The organism is Actinopolymorpha sp. B9G3, from assembly GCF_040120725.1.
Taxonomy (GTDB): Bacteria; Actinomycetota; Actinomycetes; order Propionibacteriales; family Actinopolymorphaceae; genus Thermasporomyces.
Genome location: NZ_JBEEAB010000018.1, coordinates 99,039 through 120,243, shown reverse-complemented (window position 1 = coordinate 120,243; position 21,205 = coordinate 99,039). Strand labels below are relative to the sequence as shown.

Genomic DNA, 21,205 nt, shown 5'->3' with positions numbered 1-21,205 from the left:
CAGATCCCCCGTGCAAAGGAGCATCATGTTCAACCAGCGCACTCGAGCAAAGGTCGGCCTCGTCCTGGCTGCCCTGCTCACCGCCAGTGCGGCAGCCTGTTCCGGCGATCCCGAACCAGAGGATGAGGTCGGCGGCACCGCCGACCTCACCGTGTTCGCGCCTGAGTTCCCTGAGCAGAACCTTAAGGGCAACCTCTACACCAAGAAGCTGGAGAAGAAGTTCAACATCAACTTCACCTTCCAGACCACTGCAACGGACCCTGGCCCAGCCAAGGAGAAACGGCAGATCGCCCTCGCCAGCGGCGACTACCCTGACCTGTTCCTTCTGGTCCCCTGGGTCGATCAGTTCACTGCACCTGAAGTCATGAAGTTCGGCCAGCAAGGTGTGGCCATCCCGCTGAACGACCTCATCGAGGAGCACGCACCCAACATCAAGAAGGCCCTAGAGGAGAATCCCGACTTCCAGGCCATGGCCACGGCCCCGGACGGCAACATCTATGGGCTGCCGCAGTGGGTCGACTGCTACCACTGCAGCTACGCAGGCAAGCTGTGGATGAACAGCCAGTGGCTCGAGAACGTCGGACTCGAGCAGCCGACCACCACCGAGGAACTGCGCGAGGTGTTGCGGGCTTTCAAGACCGAGGATCCCAATGGGAATGGCAAGGCCGACGAGGTCGCGCTCAGCGCCAACGTCCGTGACACGCTCATCCCGTACCTGATGGATCCTTTCATCTACAATCCACAGGGACAATCTCCGTCGCGCGATTCCACTGTCGTGCTGAACAACGGCAAGGTCGATATCCAAGCCAACAAGGACGGCTGGCGAGAGGGTCTCAAGTACATCAAGTCGCTCTATGACGAAGGCCTGATCGACAAGGGTGCTTTCACGCAGAACCCAGAGGCATTGCAGCAACTCGGTGATAACGCTAACACTGTCATTCTCGGTTCCGCGGTGGTGATGCACCCGGGCATCTTCGTCAGCATCGGCCAGGAGGACAAGCGTGATACCCAGTACGACGCCGTGCCGCCAGTGACAGGGCCAACCGGCGTTGGTTACGCCAGCTATACCTTCCCATCGGTGCCCGGTGCAACGTTCGTGCTCACCAACAAGGCAACGAAGAACGACCAGGTCGCCGCGATCAAGATGCTCGACTACATCTTCACCGACGAAGGTCAGATCAGCGGATCGGACGGTAAGAAGGGCCTTGATTGGGCTTGGGCCGAGGAGGGCGACGTGGCGCTGAATCCCGACGCCGACCCGTTGTACAAGACCTTCGAGGAGTTGCCTGAGAAGGAAGCGGAAACGGTTGAATCGCGGGTTTGGGGGGCGCTGGTGCAGTACAACAACGGGCGCGAGTTCCGGGACCGGCTGGTGCAGCCGATGGAAATCTACACGCCGGCCGGCTACGAGCGGCGGCTGCAAGAGGCGACTACCCTGTATGAAGGTAAGGAGGCCCAGGATCAGATCTACCCGTATTGGGGGGTATGGATCGACCCGGCCGAGGCCAGTGAAGTCGCCTCGCTGCAGACCAACATCGAGAGCTACACGACCCGGAACACGCTGGCATTCATCACCGGTTCGAAGGACATCGACACCGAGTGGGATGCCTATGTCGCCGGATTCGATGGCCTGGGGCTCCCCCGGTATCTGGAGATCCTGCAGGCTGCCTACGAGAAGTCCGACGTCAAGTAGCACCGTGGAGCCGACGGCTGACCGATCATCTTCAGAAGCGGGCGGATATCCCGGATCGGGTGCCACCAGGCCCGTCAAAGGGGGTTGTCCGGCGCCGCGGTGATACCTGGGCGCGATCAAGCCCTGGAAGTCCTCCGTTTTCGTGAAGGCATGGACTATGAGGAGTGGTCATGCCAGAGAAGCGACGGAAGTTCGACGCGGAGTTCCGTGAGGGTGGTGCCGCCGGTTGGTGCACGAGTCGGCTAAGCCGATCGCTTAGATGGCCGTGACCTTGTGGTCAACGAGGGCACGCTGGGCAACTGGGGGCCCGGGATCATGCCGACCGCGACGAATACGCGGCGAAGTTTCCACGAGGATCGAGGCGAGGTCGGCTCCTCGGGCAGCCGCTTCACGTCGGGATCGTGCTCCAGCCGCTGCGGGGACCGTCCGACTCGGGGAACGTGCGTTATGGGCGTCGACGTCACCGAAGCGCCTCAACCCGACTCTGTCGCCGATTCCAGAAGACTGACCGCCTGGGGTCGCTCGTCAGTTGGGGGTGGCGCGGAACACGGTGCGGGCCGCGTGGGCTTCGGATCGGTCGCCGAAGTATGAGCGGGCCCGGCGGGGTCGGTGGTGGATCCGTGTGAGCCGCGGATCAGGGCGCTGTTGGCGGAGTGGCCGCGGATGCCTGTGCCGGTGGTCGCGTCTCGGATTGGGTGACCGTACTCGTTGTCGCCGGCGAGGAAGCGGTTGGCGGCGATGGCGTTCTCCCGGTTGCTGACCGCGACGATGATTCCCTCGCGCCAGGCTGGCGACATCTTGGCGGGGATGTGGACGCTGATCGCCGGGATCGGCCGGGTGGCCCGGACCCTGGGGTGGGATTGGGAGTCCGCGATCGGCGGGACCGGGCGCCTCGCAGCGACGGCTCACCTGAGTCCAACCCGGCCCTTCGTCGTCGCGGCGGCTGTCGATGACCTCTAGCACCGGACAATCATCACCGCTCGAGGTCCAGGTTGAGCGGGACTTCGTTGGTGGCGAGATCACGAATCCGCACCAACCGAACGGCGTGCCGCCATCGCAGGCAAGGGTCCGTGGCCAGGTCGGCGCTGACTGGCAGTCGCCCCACTCGTGCTTCATGCGGCGGAGTCGCGGACCGCAACGGCTTACGTCGCGTCTTACCCTGGGACGTGATCACCAGGGGGGACAACGAGACTCATGCGCCATACCGCTGCACTTGCCGCAGCCGTGCTCGCCCTGACCGGCTGCGGCGTCGAGGCCCAACGCACCGACCTACCTCCGAAGGAGACGGGCTGGACCCGCTACGAGCCGTCGCCCGGTCGAATCCCGGCGGAGGTCGTCGAAGTCGTCGACGGCGACACCGTGAAGGTCCGACGCAAGGAAGGCACCACCGAAACTCTCCGCCTCATCGGCCTAGACACCCCCGAGACGAAGGATCCGAACGAGCCGGTCGGCTGCTACGGCCCCGAAGCCTCCGCACACGCGAAGGAGTTGCTCGATGGCGCCAAGGTGCGACTCGAGACCGACTCGACACAGGGGAGGACCGACCGGTACGGCCGCACCCTCGCCTACGTGTGGATGGCCAACGGCAGCATGTTCAACGAGGTCATGATCGGGGGTGGCTACGGCCGCGAGTACACCTACGACAACGCATACCGCCACCAGAGGCTGCTGAAGACGGCGGAGTCGGAGGCGAAGCGGCAGAAGGCCGGACTCTGGGGCGCGTGCCCCGACGACAAACCCGCCGACAAGCCCGCCCCAGCAGGGGGCGGCACTGACAAGCGGTACGACACCTTGCGCTGAAGCCACTGCGGCCGGGCTCGGACCCTACAAGCGGGGCAAGGATCCGGAGTACGCCTGGTACCGCGACTCCGACGGCGACGGCATCACCTGCGAGTCCTGACGAACTCCCTGGGTCTGCTGCGGTATGCCGGGTCGGGCGAACCTGTTTGTCGGTCATCCCGTCGACGCCCGTAGGGCATCCGATGCAGCCAGAACCGGAACCGCAGAGGTGCCGGCCTCCCACTGCCGCAGCGGCGGGCAAACGCTGCGAGGTCGGGCAGGAGAGACTCGCCAACGCGTCCCAGGTAGTAGTCACGCAGGTACCCCATATGACGAGCGGCATGATCGCCACCGAAGGAGGATGGCATGGCGACGGAGATGGCGCTCGGGTTGTGGTCGTTGTCGGGTCGAGGAATAAGTTCGACCTCAACGGCCACGCGCCGCATCTCGCGCTCATTCACTCCTGCCAGCGCGCGACGGCAGAACGTCTCTAGTGCGTCTTCAGCGTCGTACCAGGAGCTGACCTCGACGAGTGAGCCATCCTGGCCGACAGGCGGCAGCACGGCTCGTCGCCCATCCCAATCGATGGTGTATGTCGTCGTCGAGGCTGGGGAGCGTTCGCGCATGCCGTCGACGATGGGTGCGGAGATGTTGGCGTAGGCGCCGACTTCGCCGAGGCTGGTGAAGTCGTGGATTTCGGTTCGGGCTTGGCAGACCTGGTCGACGTGGGTGGGTTCGAGTTCGAGGACGTGTGCGATTGCGTCGGCGGCGTGGTTGAGATCGACGAGTGCGCCGTCGTCGTAGGTCCGTCCCGGGGCTTCGGGTCGTCCGATGTGGAGTTCGCGGGCCATGGCTGGGTCTCGTTCGGTGAGGGAGCGTGATTCTGCTCGTCGCGCGCGTGCGTGTTCTACCTGCGCGATCGCGGAGCCAGATGGCCAGGCTGAGGCGCTTGTTGCGTCGTCGGTGGCGAGTCGTCCGAAAATCAGGGGCCGGAGCTGGAAGGAGTGCACCGATCCCGCGACCATGGCCCCGACCATCAGCAGCGCGGCTATGCCGGTTGCCGCTCCTTCGCCGTAGGTGTTGGTCGACGTGAGCGTGATGAAGAGGACGGCTGCTGTGGCGAGTGCCAGGGTCCAGTACATGTGGGGGCGCTGGCGCTGGCGGGCCCACCCGTGGAGGGCGGGGACCCAGGCGAGTAGTCCGAAGGTCGCAAGCGGCAGTAGCGCCCAGAGCCAGCCGCCGACTGTTCTGTAGAGCGGTGGCCGTCCTGGCAGGGTGGTGCGGTGCGGGTGGGCCGGCGACGGCATCGTCATGTTGTGTCTCCAGCACTGCGCCGGTGGCGTCGTGTCGTGGGATGGGTGTGCCGGGAGTCTCGTGCTCGTCCATCCCGAATCCGGCTCGGACTCGGGTGCGGCCGGGCGGTGGGGCCTCAGACGTGCCGCGCACTTGGTCGGCTCGCCGACGGCCCGAGTGGTGCGCACACGCTGAATCATCGCGTATACGCAATGGACTTGAAAGCGACCTCGCCAGGGTCTCCTGTGTGGCCTGCGTGAGTTGCACGAGGCAGACCGTTGCGTGTACGCTACGGCGTATGGCTTGGTGGGAGTACGTGCAGGACGTCACCGGTCGGGCGAGTCAGCAGGAGATCGCTCGGAGGCTGGGTATTGCGTCGTCGAGTGTGAACCGGTGGAAGTCCTCCGACCCCAGACCTGAAACCGTGCGGGCCTTCGCCGTCGCGTTTGGGCGCCCGGTGGCCGAAGCGTTCGTCGCTGCCGGCCATCTGCGCCCGGAGGACCTGAAGGACACCGGTGACGCCGCCTCGGTGCGGCGAGGGTCCGGACTCCTCCCGGTGGAGGAGGCGGTCGAGGCGATCTGGAGGCTCGAGACGCTCTCGGAGTCGACGCGGCGTCTACTCATCCTCGACCAGCTCGAGCGCGGGGCGGCCCAGTCGGGCGAGGCATCAGTTTCGGAAGGAAGGTAGACCTCCGCTGCCTTCAACTACGGCGTGTCGCAGCAGGGGGCGACTGCCGGGAAGGCAGGCGGGGGGCGGGGGTGCCTGGTGTGCGCGAGAGCGGGTTCGATTCCCGTTCGCCCCGCGGGCCTATCGAAGGGTTGGGCACATGTCAACCACGACGCACCCGGCGGCGCCGGAGGAGGCAGGGCAGGCAGATGTCGAAGAAGGTGATCGTCGCTGCTGCGGCGGCTGGGCTAATCGTCCTGGCGGGGTGCGGCGGTGGAGGAGCGCCGGCTGTCGTTGAGGGAGGGCCCGCGAAGGCAACCACCCAGATGCCGGCGACGCCGAAGCCGACGCCGAAGCCGGCGAAGACCGTGCAGGTTGAGGGAGCCAAGCAGTACGTCGAGGCCGTCGCCAGCATGGACCCGGAGCAGCTGGAGGCCGCCCGCAAGTTCACCGTCCCCGGCTCGGTTGCCGACGCGTACCTGCTGGAGCAGTCTCACCAGGCAACAGCGTCCCTGGACGGCGGCAGCGACGCGACCGGCCTCGGGAATGTCACGAAGAAGGACGATGGCTACCAATTCTGCACCTACGACGACAACGGCGACGACGTGTGTTTCCTGTACGCCGGCTTCAAGCAGCAGGGCGGCAAGCTGACCGACCTAAGCATCAATAGCGACCCGGTGGGGCCGCGCCTGACAATGGGCAATGGCAAGACCGTCACCAGTCACGACGTGAAGTTCGAGCTCCTTTCGGCGTTCAAGTCGTCGCAGGGCTACCTCATCGTGTCGGTCCGGGTGACGACCGGCGACCGGAAGGTCGACCCGTACCAGTACACCGCGACGTACCGGGCGCCGTCTGGGGCGCAGCGGGGGGCGAGCACGGGTGGCGGCCCGGACTCCATCGCTCCGAAGTCGCACGCTGTCGTCACGATGTGGTTCCGCGGCGTCGATGTCGGCGGGGCGGTCACGCTGTCCTTCGAGCCGGAGAACGACGACTTCAATACGTACGACGTGAAGATCCCGGTCGGGGCCGTCGGCTGAGCGTTAGGCGAGCGAGAGGCATCCGTCGTGCGCTGCAAGACCGGCATCGTGGGAGCCCGAGATGCACCGACCGGGTCAGGCCAACAGTGCTGAACGACGGACAAGCGACGGAAGTGGATCTTAAGATGATCAAATTGCGTCGGAAACGTCGGGGTGCCGGGCCCAGATTGGCTACCAGAAGCCTCCGTCCCACGTGGTTCCGGTACATCGTCAAGCGAGCGATGTCGGCTCGGCGGGACCGGCTTCGGCAGTCGGCCCAATCCTGGCTACCCGACTACTCGATCGCACCGCCACCGAGTGTGCAAATTGGACGGCTCTTTGAGGGGGCAGAGTGAATCCGATCCAGTTGCGTCATGTTCGAAAGAACCTTCTGGACGACTTCGGCGAACTGATCGATCTCAGCGACATGACCAGGCGTGGTGAGCGCGACCGGGAGCAGATGCTCCTATCGCGTGCGCTGGCAGCACAGACTGTCCGCCACCTTGCCGGTCTCGACCCCGGCGCGGCGGTGTCTGCCGTGATCGATGGCTACGACGATCAGGGCATCGACGCCATCGCGGTGAGCGAAGAGTCGTCGCGGATGTGGCTGGTTCAAGCGAAGTGGAGCGACGCCGGGACCGCAGGCCTTTCGCTGGACAGCGCAGTAAAGTTCGCCCAAGGTGTGGACCTGGTCGCCCGTGGGTCTTTCGAGCGATTCAACGCCAAGGTTCAGGCGATGGCCGATCGCATCAGTGGAGCTCTTGAGGACTTCCAGATCCGCATCACACTCGTGATCGCGTTGTTCGGTGAAGAGAGACTCAGCAAGCCGGTCCAAGAGGCCCTCGATGATCTCCTCGAGAAGCTCAACGCCGACCAGGAAATGTTCGACCTACAGGTTCTGTCGCGTTCCGACTTCGTCCACATGGTGCGCAGTGCAACAACACCGAAGATTGATGTGGACCTTACACTGGAGAGCTGGGGAAGGCTGGCGGACCCCTATGACTCCTACTTCGGAACAGCATCCGTTATCGACATAGCCGCGTGGTTCGCCGGGCACGGTGGCAGGCTATTCGGCCAGAACATCAGGGGTGGACTGGGTGGCACTCAGGTCAATCTGACAATCACCCAAACTCTGACCGAGACTCCGGATCACTTCTGGTACTTCAACAACGGCATCACTGTGCTGTGCGATTCCGTGAAGCGATCAGCGCGCAACGCCGGCACGGTGGGTGGGCCGGTCCAGCTGCGGCTCCATGGAGCGAGCGTGGTGAACGGCGCTCAGACTGTGACGAGCATCGAACGGAGCCTCCGAACAGCTCCGGGCAAGGTCGGCGCTGGAAAGGTTTGGGTCCGCGTCATCTCTCTCGAGGATTGCCCTCCCGGCTTCGCCTCCGACGTAACCAGGGCGACCAATACGCAGAACCGGGTCGAGCCTCAGGACTACGCTGCGCTCGACTCTGAGCAGGAGCGCCTGCGCGAAGAGTTCGCCATAGAACTCAGCAAGCACTACGTGATAAAGCGCGGTGAAACTCCGCCCGAGGCGGACAACGGATGCACGGTGGCCGAAGCCGCCGTGGCCCTGGCGTGTGCCCACCGCGATCCTGTGATGACGACAAGGATCAAGCAGGATCGGGACCGCCTGTGGGAGCGCGAGACCTATAGCTCCTTGTTCGGGCCCAGGCTAAGTGCCCAGCGGGTCTGGCAGGTAGTACTGCTTCGACGCGAGGTAAGGAAGGCTCTTTACTCTCTGCAGTCCCGACACGAAGGCCGAGCGGAACAGATACTTGCTCAGGGCGATCTGCTGGTCTCTCACCTAGTTGCGCAGCAAATCCAACCCGACTTCCGCCTGGACTCAGAGAATCACGACGCCGAGATCGAGAGCCTGTCTAACCTCGTCGAGGCTACGGCGGACTGGCTCCTCCACCATGTCGACGCACAGTTCGGCACGAGTAGCTACCCGATCCCGATGTTCAAGAACGCCGAGCGCTGCCGGATGCTGGCGGAGAAGGTCCTAGCCGACATCGGCGAGGGCCATCCTGTCCCTGCGCTTCCGCCGTCCTATCGACCCTTGCCCGACGATGGTGGGCTGCGAAAGGCCACCGCAGTCAGTGTCCTTGTGGATGCGAGGCGTATTCCTGATGGCACCATGCTCGAGTTCCGCGGGCAGACTGCGAACGAGCGTCGAAACCTCGGTCCATGGCTGGCCGCTGATCCACGACGTGGACGCGCCACGTGGGCGAACCATCGCCTACAGCCGTTGCTTTGGGAGGCTGACGGCCGGCGCTACGCGCCAAGCACTCTGGTGAAGAAGATGCTGGAGGATGCTCCGGGTCGCGCGCCGAAGGCGGTGCAGGGCACGAGCCGCTGGTTCGTGGTCGGTGAGGGCTCGCTGGTTGAACTGGCCGACTCGGTCCGTCGATCACAGGACGCGTAGTCGTATTCGGTGTCTACCGGCAGGTGCGCTCGGGCATGCGATCTTAAGGGTGCCGACGTCGGACCAATGCCTGTGACCGTAGTCAGCGGATGAAGCCACCTTCTCACCAAGAATGTCGACGACGGTAGCTGGAAGCCCCGTGTAGGCACCCAGTTCGGCGAGCCCAAGGAGCACCCGTAGTTGGAGCGGATCCCCATGATCGCGAGGGTACGCGCGGGAATCAGTAAGGACGTCGCCGGGCGTCTGCTCTCCAGCGTGGTTCCAGTCAGCATGGCGCCGTCGTCGACGCGTGGCCGGGGCGCGGCCGTTCCGATCCCCTCTACGCGGTTGTCGTCGCGGATCCCGTTGACGTGGTGGACGGTCTCCGTGGGAAGAATCTCCCGCCCGAGTAGCTGCTCGACGTTGTGTCGGTGCTCGCCGACGCCGCGACGACCGTTGACTGAGATCCTCCGGTATCCGTTGACGTCGATGTAGCCGCTACCAGCGGGCGCGACCTTCTTCTTGGGGACGATGGGCTGGCCCTCGTGCCATTGCCTGTAGTGGCCCGCGCAGTAGTCCTTGGCGCGCACAGGGTCTGGACAATCGGGCAATCGGGCGCCTTGCAACGATCGCCGCGGGGGTCTTCTCCTGCAGCTCGGATGGACCCGGATCGCCATGGTCCTGCCACCGCTGGTAGTGGCCCATGCAGTAGCCGCGGGCCTTGTGCGGGCGGGCACAGCCACCCACTGCTCAGCCTCGCTCGGGGGGAGACGCTAACTCGGATCGGCGAGGAGTCGACCGCTCCAGTCCGCACGAGTCGAAGCTAGTGCGGGGCGCAGAGTCCACGCTTGTTCCGCGCCCGGCCGCATCCATCCACCGAGCAGGGGCCAGGCTGCTTCTCGTAGGAGCGGACATTGTCTGGAGCCCTCACGGCGAGGCGCAGCTGCGCCTCCAGGCGTTCTCTCTCCGGCAGGTACGTGCCGGTGAACCACTGGAGGATGAGTGGAACGTACGACTCGGGGTCGTTCGAGCCGTACGAAGGGGGGGTTCGCTTCGTTCATGGCGCAGACGGTACGCCTCCGGCTCCACGAGTCGCCGACCTTGGCTCCACAGCCACAGGAACGCATCTCATGGCCCCGATGACTGGGTAGGCGCCGCGGTCGCCGAGCTGCCACCGCGGCTCCACCCGCCCCACAGGACGGCTCATCGGAGGAGCAGGACATCCCCATGGATCTGGACGCACTGACCCGCAAGGCTCAGATACGCGCCGAGCTCGACCAGGTCCTCCTGGCGCTCAAGACCATGTTCGTGGAACTCGCTGGGGGAGTGGTGGCGTTCGCTCGCGATGCGGAAACCCGCCTCAGAGTGGACCCGACGTGCCTCTCACCCGTCTACGAGACCGTGAAGGCCCTCGCTGAGGTGTCAGAAGGCCTCCAGCAGGGCCGGCAGATGCTCCGAGCCTTCCACGGCGACGCAGCCGGGCTGCGCGGCTTGACGTCAGCCCTGGGGGTGCAGCCCCGTACGGTTGACCTCATCCATATGCCTGGACTTCGTGGGCCAGCGCTGCAGGAGCCCTCGTGACTTCCTCCGGGGGCTTTCTGTGCCCGCGCGACGCAGCGAAATGCCGGTCTGACAGCCCGTCCCGGCCGCATACTGCCCAGATGAAGTGGGGGACATCATGACTGAGCCTGAAGGCTGGGCTGTGGGTAGCTTCGTCGACTACGAGTCGGTTGCCCGGCAGCACGCCGAGCGTGGCGAGTGGGAGCCGGCGCAGGTGTACGCCACGCTGGAAGCGGCCCGGCAGATGGGGCGGGTGGCGGACCGCGCGGGCGACCCGTTCGACGCCGAGCCCGGCGACGGTGAGTCCGACGCGCCCGAGACCGGGACCGGCGAGACCCGCCGCCACGCCGGCTACGACACCGGAGCCAGGGCGCACGAGGTGGACGTGCTCGACGACGAATACTCGTTCGACCGGTCCTTCGTGGCGGAACGCTATCTGGTCACGTTCTGGACGAAGGTCGCGCCGGATACATGGTTCCAGGGCCAGCAGCTCGTCGGCATCTCCAACGGCGACGTGACCGAGGTGATCGAGTGGGCTGTCGGGAAGACGGCGGAACAGAACGCCGCGTTCTTCCAGATTGATGTGGTCGTTCCGGACGTGGAGAGCGGCGACTCGTTGCTCCGGGTGGCAGGCCCGGACGACCCGCAGGTGGGCGACTGATGACTGAGAAGTGCCCGTGGAAGAAGTGCGGGCTGCCGGCGACGGAGAACCGGCCCTACTACGAGGAGCAGAGGGGCGGGCTGTTCGGGTTGAGGCGGCTGCCAGACAAGACGCACGACATGTGGCTCTGCCCGAAGCACGCCCGGTGGCACGACCACCCCGAGGAAGAGCAGCCGGAGGTGCCGCCGCCGTATTTCGTGGACGGCATCAAGGTCTCCGAGGTCGACGTGGAGTGGGACTACGACGCGCTCTACCCGCCGCACCAGCCTGCCGAGGAAGACATCCGCGAGATGGCCGAGGACGGCGGCAAGACCGCCATCCGGGTCCGGTTCTGGCGGGCCAACCCGCACCAGAACGGCTACCAGAGCTACGACCTGGCCCACTGCACCGTGATCCAGGCGTTGGAGTGGGCGAACAAGACGATCGCGCCCGTACCCGGCTCCAGCCCGGAGCGTGACTCCGAGCACCAGTTTGCCGGCGGCACGTTCCAGCTCGGGTTGTTCCTGCCCGGTGCGCCGGACCCGGACCAGTCACCCGACTCACCGGGCACGGACCAGGTGATCTGGCTGTCCGGCTACTGCCCGTACGACCCGTCCAGCCGGGCTCTGGACGGCGTAGATGATCACTAAGAAGAAGATGATCCTCGTGGCGATCCTGCTGGCCATCTGTGCGGCCGTGGTGTCTGCGGCGTGGCCGGAGCGGCATGCGTTCTGGACCGAGTGACCGGCCATGAACGACTGCCACGCATGCTCGGTCTGCCCCAACCACACCAAGGCCCCGCCGGTGAAGGGCGATACCTATCGACCCCTGACCGCTCGGCGGTGTGACACCTCATGTGACGCGAGGTGCTGTCAACAGGTGAGGTCAGAGGTAGCTCATGCGGGTCATCGTGTTGGCGTTTTCGCAGGTAGAGGGCATTGTCGACAGGATGTGGCCCACTTGTAAACGGGCGCTCGGCGGGTTGCCCTTGAGGTTGGGGGACCCGACGGGTAACACGGCTGCCGGCGCGTGTTGCCTGTGGCCAGGAGCCTGCGCCCACCTGCTGCAGCGGTTCGGTGGATACACGAGCTGGCTCGTCGCAGATCCGGCCGTCCACGGCCGGCTGCTTCTGCCGCGGCCGGTCCTTCGGCGTATTTGCGGCGGAGTTCGCTGCTGATCGAAGAACCTGCAGGTCGTATGCGGCGAAACATCCTCCTTGAAAACCGCTAGGCGGGGTAACCCCCCGCCACGTGGGTTCGAATCCCACGCCCTCCGCTCACCAGCGTTTCCGCAGGTCAGAGCCGGTCTGAAGCTCCGTCTCGACCCCGGCAATGACCGCCCACACGTCCAGCCGTGTGCAGTGATTTGCGGCTGGAAACGGGTGGTTGCGCGGAATGCGCTCGGCCGGAGCCACGCCGTCGGCCCAGTTCGGTCCGCGATCTTGCCTCCTGGGAGGAGCAAGAAGAGCCGTCGTACGGGAGACGCCTCCCAGTTTCCACGCACCTGCGCGCCCGTGATCAGTCGGTTGATGTGCGACACATCTCCGCCACCTGATCTGCGGCAGGCGTAGAAGTCTGCCGGTCACTTGACTGGCATCCGAGCCACACGGATCTGCAGCCGATGTGCGGTCGTTCCGTCAGCCAAATCGAAGGGTCTCCGACCCCATCAGTGCGACCGCGCACGGGTTGTCTCGCAGGGCCTCGACGAACTCTGTCACCAATAGACGCCCCATCGGGTGCCCCATCGGGTCGTCGCTGGACGCGACCTCTTCCACCACTCGGAACGCTCGCTGTACGTCGGGTTCTGCCGGGGATGCCTCGACGCGGGCACGGAGCCAACCTGCGAACACGCTCATGCCCTGGAACGCGCCCATCTCTGGCCCCTCCGCGTCGAGTTCTCGCTGGAACGGCTCCTCGAACTCAGGCACCTGGCTTCGGATCTTGGCGAGGACAGGAGAGCCGATGGCGCTCGTCGGGCCCGTCTCGTCGGTCATGGGCCGGAGTCTTCCATGGGGGAACGCCAAACGACCGCTCATGCCAGGTAGTGGGCGGCTCCGCTCGGCCGGCCACGCCGCGATACGTGTTCACGACTGAGAGTTGTTGTTGGTACGGGCATCCGCAAGGCAGAGGTGACCACCCGTCTTTGCTGGCGCGGCGCTACCGGTCACACGGTCACGGCGACGAACTCAGCCATGGAGATCGTAGTGCGGGCGAGCTTCAAAAGTCATCCGCTCTTGCCGCTGTCCGCGCGACCATGCCGATGAGCGAGCGCGGCCGGGCAACGACCGATGCCGGCTGTTCGGGTCGGCATCTACGCGGGCGGCTCACCCCACCACGGCTCCGTGCCGACGATTTCGTGCGATTCCGACAGGGCCTCCCGGACGGACGCCAGGAGCTGCTTCCCTTCCGCAAGCCACACCGCGTCGCCTGGGCCATCGATGGGCAACATGTCTTCGTCGACGAAGGCGTCGTTCCACGCGATTACGCGAGCCGCGAGTTCCTCGGGCAAGAGCGACGCAGGCTCAACCGCAACGCCATCAACCCACATCGGCCCGGAGCCATGTTCGGGCCTCCACTCCATCCGCGCAGGCACAACCGCAGGCTACTGCCGCCGTGAGTCGGCTTCAGGACGGGTAGGACGTCGGTGGCCAGCCGATTCGTTGCAACTGTCGCTGAGGGGACCAGCCAGGCGGCGGGCCTGCGGCACCGTGCCAAGGGTGTCCCTCCCAGATCCAGCGCACACGCCATCCGACGTAAAAGCCGGCCCGCAAGTCCTCTCGGCCTCCACACGCATCTTGGTAGCCAAACTGAAGACCGCAGCACTCGCAGACCTCCTGAGAGCCGACGCCCCCTTGCCAGGGTGGCTCTTCTTGCTCATGGCCGCAGGCTGGGCACGGGTTCACCCGGAGATCATGGCATTCCGAGTGCCCGCTCATGCCGCGGATGGTGAGGCGCGATCGTGCCGATGAGCGTGCGGTCGTCACGCATCGCAGGCAGACTGGCGCCGTGTCGGATGTAGTACAAGTGATCGGCCACACGCGCAACGGTCTCGCCCTCCGGGACGTTAGGCGTCTCTCTGATGGCGTCGCGGACCAGGCTCTCTTCGCCGTCGCGAAGGGTGGTCTGACCGCGGAGTCATGGGTCTATGCCCACAACGGCGACGGCTTCGACGGCCTGACCGACTTCTTCCGGTCGATGGCCAAGTCGTGGCGAGGGTGGGACGGCGCGCGCACCTGGTCATCCCTTGAAGGCGACCTGACCCTCACGGCGAAGCACGACGGCCACGTTCGGCTCCTAGTCCAGATTCGCGACTCGATCGACTGGTCTGCTGAGATCGAACTGACAATCGACGCGGGTGAGGAACTCACCGCAGCAGTCGCCGCTCTCAGCGAATCGCTCGACTCGTAACGCCCGCTCATGCCGCTGTCAGAGCTCGATTGGACGGTAACGCAGGGCTCGGTCGACAACCTCGGCCGCCGTGGGCTCGTGATCGAAATGGTCCGTCGACCAGAAGATCAGCTCGGTAGCTGCGGGGTCGAGAACACCACCCTGAAACTCGGCGACCAGACTGTCGACTTCCTCGTCGCTGGAGTAGTCGCCATCCATCAGCTGCTGGACGATCTCGATCAATCGTTCACGCTCAGACACGCATCTAGGGTGGGAGCCAGCCGCGAGTAGCGCCACCCACATGCCGCTGATCGCGCGGTCGCGGCGACGAGCGGTAACCCCACCGATGAGCCAGACTGGACGGGTGGACACGAACTCGCCGAAGTCCGACTGGGCCGATCGGTTGCCGACCGGACCGCCCCTGCGTGACGAGTTGGCCCGGCTCGTTGATGCCGATCAGGGGCGCGACGAAGCTGAGAGCTGTTACTTCGAAAGGGCCAACGATCCGCAGTTTGTTTCGACTGAGACGGCGCAGCGACGGTTCAAGGGACAACTGCGGCGGAGACTCAGACACCGCGAATCGAAGGCACGCGGACGGACGTCCGAGTAGCAAGAACCGACCGCACATGCCGCTGTCGGGGCGTAGCGTCCCACCACGGCAGCCCTGATTCGCCCTCGATCGGCGCGGGGATGCGCCGGGAGCGGCGCTGTGCGTTGCAGGAGCAGAGTGGCGGGATCGAGAATCGCCTGCATGACCGACTCACAGGACATCTTGCGGCGCGTGCGAGGACTGATCGCGGCTGGCCAGCATCGAGACCAAGTGCCGGGACTTCCGGGCGTCGAGCTCGAGGGTGCCGGCATGTTCAGCGGCGACCGTCGTATCTACACCCGCGGGACCGACGAGTACGCCTCTGCAGCAGAGAGGGGACTTCTCGACCGCTTGCTGCCGCCTCCTCCTTCGGCGGATCGGGCCGCCATCGAGGAAGCCGAGTCGTTGGTCGGCGCCCCGCTTCCAGCGCTTCTCAAGGACCTGTACTCGGTGGCGAACGGGGGCTTCGGACCGGGTCCGGACGAGATCAGCGTGACAACCACGACCGAACCGCGGACCGGGTCTGGTTTCACCCACCCCTTCCCCGCCCACTCCATCACCTTGATCGAGGTGCCAGCATAAGCAAGGCAAGCGGCGCCTGATAACCGGCCGGACTAGGACAGGAGACAGACATGACCGGAAGACCCAACGTGGTCGTCATCCTGGTCGACGACATGGGGTATTCCGACATCGGCTGCTACGGCGGGGAGATCCCGACGCCGAACCTCGACCGGCTGGCAGCGGGCGGGGTTCGGATGTCGCAGTTCTACAACACGGCGCGCTGCTCACCGTCCCGGGCGTCGCTGTTGACCGGACTGCACCCGCACCAGACAGGCATCGGAATCCTGACCGAGGACCAGCGCCCGTACGGATACCCCGGCACACTCAACGACCGGTGCGTCACGATGGCCGAGGTGCTGAGAGCCGGCGGATATGCCACGTACATGAGCGGCAAGTGGCACTTGTGCGGGCAGATGGACCGGCCGCAGGACGCCTGGCCGACGAGGCGTGGATTCGACCGGTTCCTCGGAACGATCGCCGGTGGCGGCAGTTACTGGAATCCCTCCACGCTGACCCGGAACGAGACACCTGTGGAGGATCATGAGCTCGAGCCTGGCTTCTTCTACACCGACGCGATCGGCTCCGGCGCCGCCGACTTCGTCACCGCGCACGATCCCACGGCGCCGTTCTTCCTCTACGTCGCATTCACCGCGCCGCACTGGCCGTTGCACGCGCCCGAAGAGGACATCGGAGCCATGCGCGGACAGTACGACGAGGGCTGGGACGTGTTGCGCGAGCGGCGTGCCCACCGGCTGGTCGAACTCGGCCTACTGGAGTCGTCCTGGGACCTGAGTGATCGCGACCCGAGTGTGAAGCCGTGGACGGACACACCCAACCAGGAGTGGGAGCGGCGCCGGATGGAGGTGTACGCCGCGCAGGTACACCGCATGGACGCCGCGGTCGGCCGCATCGTCGCCGCGCTCGAGGCCACGGGTCAGCTGGACGACACGGTGCTGATTTTCCTGTCGGACAACGGTGGCTGCGCGGAGAACCTGCCGCCGGGCTGGACGGACGAGGTGGCGAATCGGCCGATCCACCTTCCGGCATGCACGCGCGACGGACGGCGGGTATTCCGCGGCAACACCCCGGACGTCATGCCCGGGCCGGAGGAGACGTACGCCAGCTACGGAACCGCGTGGGCCAACCTGTCGAACACGCCGTTCCGGGAGTACAAGCACTGGGTCCACGAGGGCGGGATCGCCACTCCGTTCATCGTGCACTGGCCGGCGGGCGGGCTCGAGCTGGGCACGATCCGGCACGAGCCGCATCAGCTGCCCGACGTCATGGCCACCGTCCTGGAGCTGACCGAGACCGAATATCCCTCGGTCTACGCCGGCCGCGAGGTACTGCCGCCCGAGGGCGCCAGCATGCTGGAAACCTGGCGCGGCAATCGCGGTCAGCCCGCTGGGCCAGAACGCACGCTGTATTGGGAGCACGAGGGGAACGCGGCGGTCCGGCAGGGCAGGTGGAAGCTCGTCCGGAAATTTGGACAGAAATGGGAGCTTTACGACATGACCGCTGACCGCACCGAGTTGCTCGACGTGGCCGCGGAGCATCCGGATGTGATCGACCGGCTCGCCGCTGCGTACCAGACCTGGGCGGATCGGTGTGGCGTCGTACCGCGTGAGCGGATCCTGAACCGTCGGTGATCGGATAGCCCTTGGCTGACTGACCGCAGATGGTGCCAGCCGAAACCAATCGGCAACATCGAGGGCGGACGGGCCTGCACGCATCGCCCGTACCGCCCTTCAGATGCTGGCCGACCGGATTGCGGGCACCGGCCGCCCAGCTCAGCAGGTCGTCGCCGACTTCAGACTGATCGAGCGGGAGAGCACTGTAGGACTGCCTGGCGAAGCCGCTCACCCGAGGCGTACGCCTCCCTGTGCAGCCTCAGGGACTCGGTCCTGCCGAGCCTGCCGTCGGCATACTCCTGGCACGAGTGGGAGGTCACGGGTGGCCACGTCGTCGGACGGGAACCGGGCGAGGCTCAGCATCGCAGGTGCGCGACAGTCGAGAGGCCGGGTGATCCTGAGTCCGCCATCACTATGGAGAGTCTGGGGAAGTGGTGGCTGACCTGACTCGGGCTATGCGTACGATCCGCCTGCCTGCACAACGATGTACCGCACCGACCGCTACAAGCTCGTGGTCGAGCACGGCGAACCCCCACCGGCAGGGAGCGGTCAGGCGTGCTGTACGACCTGCTCGAGGAACACGGTGATAAAGATGACGGGCCATCCCTGCCTGCGGGTAGGCAAACAGGGATAGCCCCACCATCAGCAGAGGGTTCGGAACGGGCTATGTGGTCTGCGACCAGAAGTAGTCGTAGGCGAGCGACGCTCCGGTGAACTCTGGGCACTTGGCTACGGAGTCGACCGGGTGGTAGTTCTTGTCTACGAGGTCCGCCGCCGGTGCGTCCCACGAATGCACGAACAAGCCGATCTGGTGAGCTGGCAGATACTCCTTCACAAGTACCGGCGCGAGGTCGAACGCCTTGCAGGACGCCGAGCCGTTCCACTCGGTGACGACGAGCGCCTCACCGCTTTCCTGTAGGTGCCCGAACCGGGCGTCCCAGCCCTCACCCAACGAGTTGCCCGTGGGACCGTCGGCATAGAAGTACGTGTGTGGAGCGTAGGCCGAGTTGTCCGGGATATCAGGCGGAGGGACGAACTCGGTGAACTTTCCGCCGTTGTTGTCGCCGTCGAAGAGCAGGACGTTGTTCGGCGCCATCGCTCGTACCTGCTTGCCCAGTCCGACCATCCCCATGTCGCCGGTCGGAGCGCCGTCGCAGCCATACATCCACTCCGGCCACGACCAGTCCACACCTGTGTCGCATGCTCGCTTGGTCTGCGGCTCGTTGAAGATCTCGAGAATCACGCCCTCGTCGGAGCCAAGCGAAGTAGCCAGCTGCTGCCATGAGACAACCGAGTCGTGGTTGGGCAGCTTGACCTGCTCGCCGTCGACGTGTGGCGTGCAGCCGTAGCCCTGGGTCTGAAGTGAGACGATCACTATGAGGCGGAGCTCTCGGGCCGTCTCCACGACGTCGAGCACGTTGCTCGTATACGGGTCGGCCCCCGAGTTGTTGGCCTCGAGCGCGAGCGCCCCCTGGCTGACTTGGAACCGCACCGTGTTGGCGTTCCAGTAGCTCTCCATCGCGCGGAGCTCTCGTGCAGTGTGGTTCACCATGGCGTCGCGGGTGGCGGAGAGTTCGGTTCGGGTGGCGGCGTCCATCCCGGTCGAGTCACACAGCTGCGGGTACATCTCCGGATAGAGGACGCCAACGCTGTTGAACCCGAGCGGTACGAAGGGGGTATCAGTCCCTGCAATGACAAGCGAGCCGTCGCCGGCCGCTACGCCTACCACGCCGGCGTCCTTCTCTACGCCGGCGGCTGGGTGGGCAGTGGTAGTGGCGAGAGCGACGGCAAGTGCCGCCGATGCTGCGAGTGTACGGAGTAACCTGTGCATGGATCCTCCTCACGTGCAGATGGGTCTCGGGGCGGTGTGGCAAACCTCCTTATGGTCGGGATGTGCGCCGGCCTGCTGCGCCCGCGTCGACGACTCGCCTCATATCCGGTCGAGCTCCTCGGCGAAGTGACAGGCCGACCGGTGTCCCGTCGACAGAAGGCGAAGCCTCGGGCGCTCCGACGCGCACGCCTCGCGCCCGGACACAGCCGTCGGTCCGATCGGGCAGCGGGGGTGGAATGGGCATCCGGCCGGCGGATCGAGGGGGCTGGGGACTTCGCCTCGGAGCACGATTCGATCGCGCTTGCGCTCAAGTGCCGGGTCCGGCTCCGGTACCGCAGACAGCAGTGCCGCGGTATACGGGTGCCGGGGGCTTGCACAGATCTCGTCGGCCGATCCCTCCTCGACGATCTGCCCGAGGTACATCACGGCAATGCGATCGCTGACGTGGCGGACGACGGCGACGTCGTGGGCCACGAACAGCAACGAGATACCCAACCGCACCTTGAGGTCTTGCAGCAGGTTGACGATCTGCGCCTGCAACGACACGTCCAGCGCCGAGACCGGCTCATCGAGCACCAGCAGGGTTGGCTCAACGGCCAGAGCTCGCGCCAGGGCGATGCGTTGCCGCTGGCCGCCAGAGAAGTTCCGAGGGAGCCGGCTGGCCATCAACGGCTCCAGACCCACAAGTTCGAGCAGCTCACTCACCCGGGTTGGCACCTCTGACGCTGGCACGATCCGGTGGACGCGTAGCGGCTCGGCGACCAGGTCGCCGATCGTGTGCCGTGGGTTCAGTGAGGCGTACGGGTCTTGAAAGACCAGCTGCACCTGGCGACGCAATCTCTTGAGCTCGGCCCCGTGCGTGTCAGCGAGGTCTTTGCCGTTGACCAGCACTTCGCCGCCATCGGGACGCTCCAGTTGAAGAACTATCTTCGCCAGCGTGGACTTGCCACAGCCGGACTCACCCACCAGCCCGAGCGTCTCGCCTGCTCGTAGGTGGAGGTCGACGCCGCGAACCGCGCGTACCTCCTCGCTGGTGCGGGTAACCAGCCTGCGCTTGTGAACGACGTATGTCTTGCGCACCTCACGCAAAGCCAGGACGTCGGGCCTCGCCTCGTACAGGTCCGAGTTCGTGGTGCCCACGTGTAGCGGCGTTGGGGTGGGCGGGTCGAGGCGCAGGCCGTCGGCGGTTCGCCAACATGCAGCAACATGGCCGGACCCGTGCTGGTACATGGGCGGCATCTCGGCGCGGCAGCGATTGTCGGCGAAGTCGCAGCGCGGTGCGAACGGGCATCCGGCGGGTGGCTGGCGCAGATCAGGGGGACTGCCCTCGATGGCCGGAAGTCGACCTTTGTCGGCCCCGATGATCCTCGGCACGGACTTGAGGAGACCCCAGGTGTACGGATGGCGGGGATCGTTCGGCAACGCATCGACAGGTGCCTGCTCCACGACCTTGCCGCCGTACATCACGAGGATCCGGTCACACAGCCGGGCGACCAGGCCGAGATTGTGGGTGATGACGACGACCGCCGTGCCCAGCTCCCTGTTGAGTCGGGCGAAGACATCGAGAACCTGCGCTTGGACGGTGACGTCCAATGCTGTCGTCGGCTCGTCAGCGATGATGACGCACGGGTCGTTTGCCAGAGCCATCGCGATCAGGACCCGCTGGCGCATGCCGCCGGAAAACTGGTGCGGGTACCCGGCCAACCGTTTGGCGGGGTCTGGGACATCGACCAGATCCAACAGCTCCGCCGCCCTCCGGCGGGCCGCGCGTCGGTCAGCCCCGTGCAGTCGAAGTGCCTCGGCGATTTGGTCACCAACACTCATCACTGGGTTCAGCGAGGACTGTGGATCCTGGGACACCAGAGCCACCTCGCCGCCGCGGTATGCCGTCAGCGCCGATTCCGACATGGCGAAGACGTCCTCGTCCCGGTACTTCACCGACCCGTCGACGATTCGCCCCGGCTCACGGACCAGCCCAACCAATGACCGCGCGGTAACAGACTTCCCGGAGCCCGACTCGCCGACGATCGCCAGTGCTTCACCTGCGTGCACGTCGAAGTCAACACCTCGCACCGCCTGCACCACGCCTAGGCGCGTGGGAAACGCGATTCGCAGCCCGCGTACCTGGAGAACGGCTTCAGTCATC

General features: G+C 65.6%; 18 protein-coding genes and 1 pseudogene. 13 read left to right on the top strand and 6 right to left on the bottom strand.

The genetic code is table 11. The features are described from left to right. Nucleotides 1-25: 25 nt before the first annotated feature. From ABNF93_RS26305 to ABNF93_RS35035, 4 genes and pseudogenes are all read left to right on the top strand, one after another. On the top strand, nucleotides 26-1,693 hold the full coding sequence (locus tag ABNF93_RS26305; RefSeq protein ID WP_349330868.1) for an extracellular solute-binding protein: 1,668 nt from the start codon (nucleotides 26-28) through the stop codon (nucleotides 1,691-1,693). Between the two features lie 517 nt (nucleotides 1,694-2,210). Continuing rightward, nucleotides 2,211-2,599: pseudogene (locus ABNF93_RS26300) on the top strand (hypothetical protein); the annotation flags it as partial. A 288-nt stretch (nucleotides 2,600-2,887) separates the two neighbouring features. Next, the gene (locus ABNF93_RS26295; RefSeq protein WP_349330867.1) at nucleotides 2,888-3,493 is read left to right on the top strand and encodes a thermonuclease family protein; all 606 of its coding nucleotides are present in this window, start codon (nucleotides 2,888-2,890) and stop codon (nucleotides 3,491-3,493) included. Then, on the top strand, nucleotides 3,465-3,593 hold the full coding sequence (locus tag ABNF93_RS35035; protein WP_502877628.1) for an excalibur calcium-binding domain-containing protein: 129 nt from the start codon (nucleotides 3,465-3,467) through the stop codon (nucleotides 3,591-3,593). The genes ABNF93_RS26295 and ABNF93_RS35035 overlap by 29 nt, the downstream gene beginning before the upstream one ends. Here ABNF93_RS35035 and ABNF93_RS26290 read toward each other — a convergent pair. Then, a complete protein-coding gene (locus ABNF93_RS26290; protein ID WP_349330866.1) occupies nucleotides 3,577-4,785 on the bottom strand; it encodes a hypothetical protein in 1,209 nt (402 codons plus the stop codon). The two genes, ABNF93_RS35035 and ABNF93_RS26290, sit on opposite strands and share 17 nt — an antisense overlap. Nucleotides 4,786-5,063: 278 nt before the next feature. Here ABNF93_RS26290 and ABNF93_RS26285 point away from each other — a divergent pair, with 278 nt between their 5' ends. From ABNF93_RS26285 to ABNF93_RS26260, 6 genes are all read left to right on the top strand, one after another. Then, nucleotides 5,064-5,453: a helix-turn-helix domain-containing protein gene (locus ABNF93_RS26285; RefSeq protein ID WP_349330865.1), complete on the top strand. Its 390-nt coding sequence runs from the start codon at nucleotides 5,064-5,066 to the stop codon at nucleotides 5,451-5,453. A 188-nt stretch (nucleotides 5,454-5,641) separates the two neighbouring features. Beyond that, nucleotides 5,642-6,469, top strand: coding sequence for a hypothetical protein (locus tag ABNF93_RS26280; protein ID WP_349330864.1), 828 nt, complete (start codon nucleotides 5,642-5,644; stop codon nucleotides 6,467-6,469). Nucleotides 6,470-6,800: 331 nt separating this feature from the next. Then, nucleotides 6,801-8,882 carry an AIPR family protein gene (locus tag ABNF93_RS26275; protein WP_349330863.1) on the top strand — a complete coding sequence of 694 codons (2,082 nt, stop codon included), beginning with the start codon at nucleotides 6,801-6,803 and terminating at the stop codon, nucleotides 8,880-8,882. 1,206 nt (nucleotides 8,883-10,088) lie between these two features. Then, nucleotides 10,089-10,442, top strand: coding sequence for a hypothetical protein (locus tag ABNF93_RS26270; protein ID WP_349330862.1), 354 nt, complete (start codon nucleotides 10,089-10,091; stop codon nucleotides 10,440-10,442). Between the two features lie 97 nt (nucleotides 10,443-10,539). Continuing rightward, nucleotides 10,540-11,082, top strand: a complete 543-nt coding sequence (locus tag ABNF93_RS26265) for a hypothetical protein (protein ID WP_349330861.1) — start codon at nucleotides 10,540-10,542, stop codon at nucleotides 11,080-11,082. After that, nucleotides 11,082-11,711: a hypothetical protein gene (locus ABNF93_RS26260; protein ID WP_349330860.1), complete on the top strand. Its 630-nt coding sequence runs from the start codon at nucleotides 11,082-11,084 to the stop codon at nucleotides 11,709-11,711. The genes ABNF93_RS26265 and ABNF93_RS26260 overlap by 1 nt, the downstream gene beginning before the upstream one ends. A 986-nt stretch (nucleotides 11,712-12,697) precedes the next feature. Here ABNF93_RS26260 and ABNF93_RS26255 read toward each other — a convergent pair. Next, the gene (locus tag ABNF93_RS26255; protein ID WP_349330859.1) at nucleotides 12,698-13,054 is read right to left on the bottom strand and encodes a hypothetical protein; all 357 of its coding nucleotides are present in this window, start codon (nucleotides 13,052-13,054) and stop codon (nucleotides 12,698-12,700) included. A gap of 317 nt (nucleotides 13,055-13,371) precedes the next feature. Further along, nucleotides 13,372-13,653, bottom strand: coding sequence for a hypothetical protein (locus ABNF93_RS26250; protein WP_349330858.1), 282 nt, complete (start codon nucleotides 13,651-13,653; stop codon nucleotides 13,372-13,374). Nucleotides 13,654-14,066: 413 nt separating this feature from the next. Between ABNF93_RS26250 and ABNF93_RS26245 the strand changes: the two genes are divergently transcribed. After that, nucleotides 14,067-14,468 carry a DUF6228 family protein gene (locus tag ABNF93_RS26245; protein ID WP_349330857.1) on the top strand — a complete coding sequence of 134 codons (402 nt, stop codon included), beginning with the start codon at nucleotides 14,067-14,069 and terminating at the stop codon, nucleotides 14,466-14,468. A gap of 18 nt (nucleotides 14,469-14,486) precedes the next feature. Here ABNF93_RS26245 and ABNF93_RS26240 read toward each other — a convergent pair whose 3' ends face one another. Continuing rightward, nucleotides 14,487-14,708 carry a bacteriocin immunity protein gene (locus ABNF93_RS26240; RefSeq protein WP_349330856.1) on the bottom strand — a complete coding sequence of 74 codons (222 nt, stop codon included), beginning with the start codon at nucleotides 14,706-14,708 and terminating at the stop codon, nucleotides 14,487-14,489. A 490-nt stretch (nucleotides 14,709-15,198) separates the two neighbouring features. Here ABNF93_RS26240 and ABNF93_RS26235 point away from each other — a divergent pair, with 490 nt between their 5' ends. Then, a complete protein-coding gene (locus ABNF93_RS26235; protein ID WP_349330855.1) occupies nucleotides 15,199-15,618 on the top strand; it encodes an SMI1/KNR4 family protein in 420 nt (139 codons plus the stop codon). Nucleotides 15,619-15,668: 50 nt separating this feature from the next. Then, a complete protein-coding gene (locus ABNF93_RS26230) occupies nucleotides 15,669-17,246 on the top strand; it encodes an arylsulfatase (protein WP_349330854.1) in 1,578 nt (525 codons plus the stop codon). 646 nt (nucleotides 17,247-17,892) lie between these two features. Here the strand turns inward: ABNF93_RS26230 and ABNF93_RS26225 are convergent. Then, nucleotides 17,893-19,059: a cellulase family glycosylhydrolase gene (locus ABNF93_RS26225; protein WP_349330853.1), complete on the bottom strand. Its 1,167-nt coding sequence runs from the start codon at nucleotides 19,057-19,059 to the stop codon at nucleotides 17,893-17,895. A gap of 99 nt (nucleotides 19,060-19,158) precedes the next feature. Further along, nucleotides 19,159-21,204 carry a dipeptide ABC transporter ATP-binding protein gene (locus ABNF93_RS26220; protein WP_349330852.1) on the bottom strand — a complete coding sequence of 682 codons (2,046 nt, stop codon included), beginning with the start codon at nucleotides 21,202-21,204 and terminating at the stop codon, nucleotides 19,159-19,161. Between the last annotated feature and the right edge of the window lies 1 nt (nucleotide 21,205).

What these genes read in the sequence shown, in the direction of transcription:
- ABNF93_RS26305 (WP_349330868.1), top strand. Translation starts at nt 26, where the DNA reads ATGTTCAACCAGCGCACTCGAGCAAAGGTCGGCCTCGTCCTGGCTGCC.
- ABNF93_RS26295 (WP_349330867.1), top strand. Translation starts at nt 2,888, where the DNA reads ATGCGCCATACCGCTGCACTTGCCGCAGCCGTGCTCGCCCTGACCGGC.
- ABNF93_RS26290 (WP_349330866.1), bottom strand. Translation starts at nt 4,785, where the DNA reads ATGACGATGCCGTCGCCGGCCCACCCGCACCGCACCACCCTGCCAGGA.
- ABNF93_RS26285 (WP_349330865.1), top strand. Translation starts at nt 5,064, where the DNA reads ATGGCTTGGTGGGAGTACGTGCAGGACGTCACCGGTCGGGCGAGTCAG.
- ABNF93_RS26280 (WP_349330864.1), top strand. Translation starts at nt 5,642, where the DNA reads ATGTCGAAGAAGGTGATCGTCGCTGCTGCGGCGGCTGGGCTAATCGTC.
- ABNF93_RS26270 (WP_349330862.1), top strand. Translation starts at nt 10,089, where the DNA reads ATGGATCTGGACGCACTGACCCGCAAGGCTCAGATACGCGCCGAGCTC.
- ABNF93_RS26265 (WP_349330861.1), top strand. Translation starts at nt 10,540, where the DNA reads ATGACTGAGCCTGAAGGCTGGGCTGTGGGTAGCTTCGTCGACTACGAG.
- ABNF93_RS26260 (WP_349330860.1), top strand. Translation starts at nt 11,082, where the DNA reads ATGACTGAGAAGTGCCCGTGGAAGAAGTGCGGGCTGCCGGCGACGGAG.
- ABNF93_RS26255 (WP_349330859.1), bottom strand. Translation starts at nt 13,054, where the DNA reads ATGACCGACGAGACGGGCCCGACGAGCGCCATCGGCTCTCCTGTCCTC.
- ABNF93_RS26235 (WP_349330855.1), top strand. Translation starts at nt 15,199, where the DNA reads ATGACCGACTCACAGGACATCTTGCGGCGCGTGCGAGGACTGATCGCG.
- ABNF93_RS26230 (WP_349330854.1), top strand. Translation starts at nt 15,669, where the DNA reads ATGACCGGAAGACCCAACGTGGTCGTCATCCTGGTCGACGACATGGGG.
- ABNF93_RS26225 (WP_349330853.1), bottom strand. Translation starts at nt 19,059, where the DNA reads ATGCACAGGTTACTCCGTACACTCGCAGCATCGGCGGCACTTGCCGTC.
- ABNF93_RS26220 (WP_349330852.1), bottom strand. Translation starts at nt 21,204, where the DNA reads ATGACTGAAGCCGTTCTCCAGGTACGCGGGCTGCGAATCGCGTTTCCC.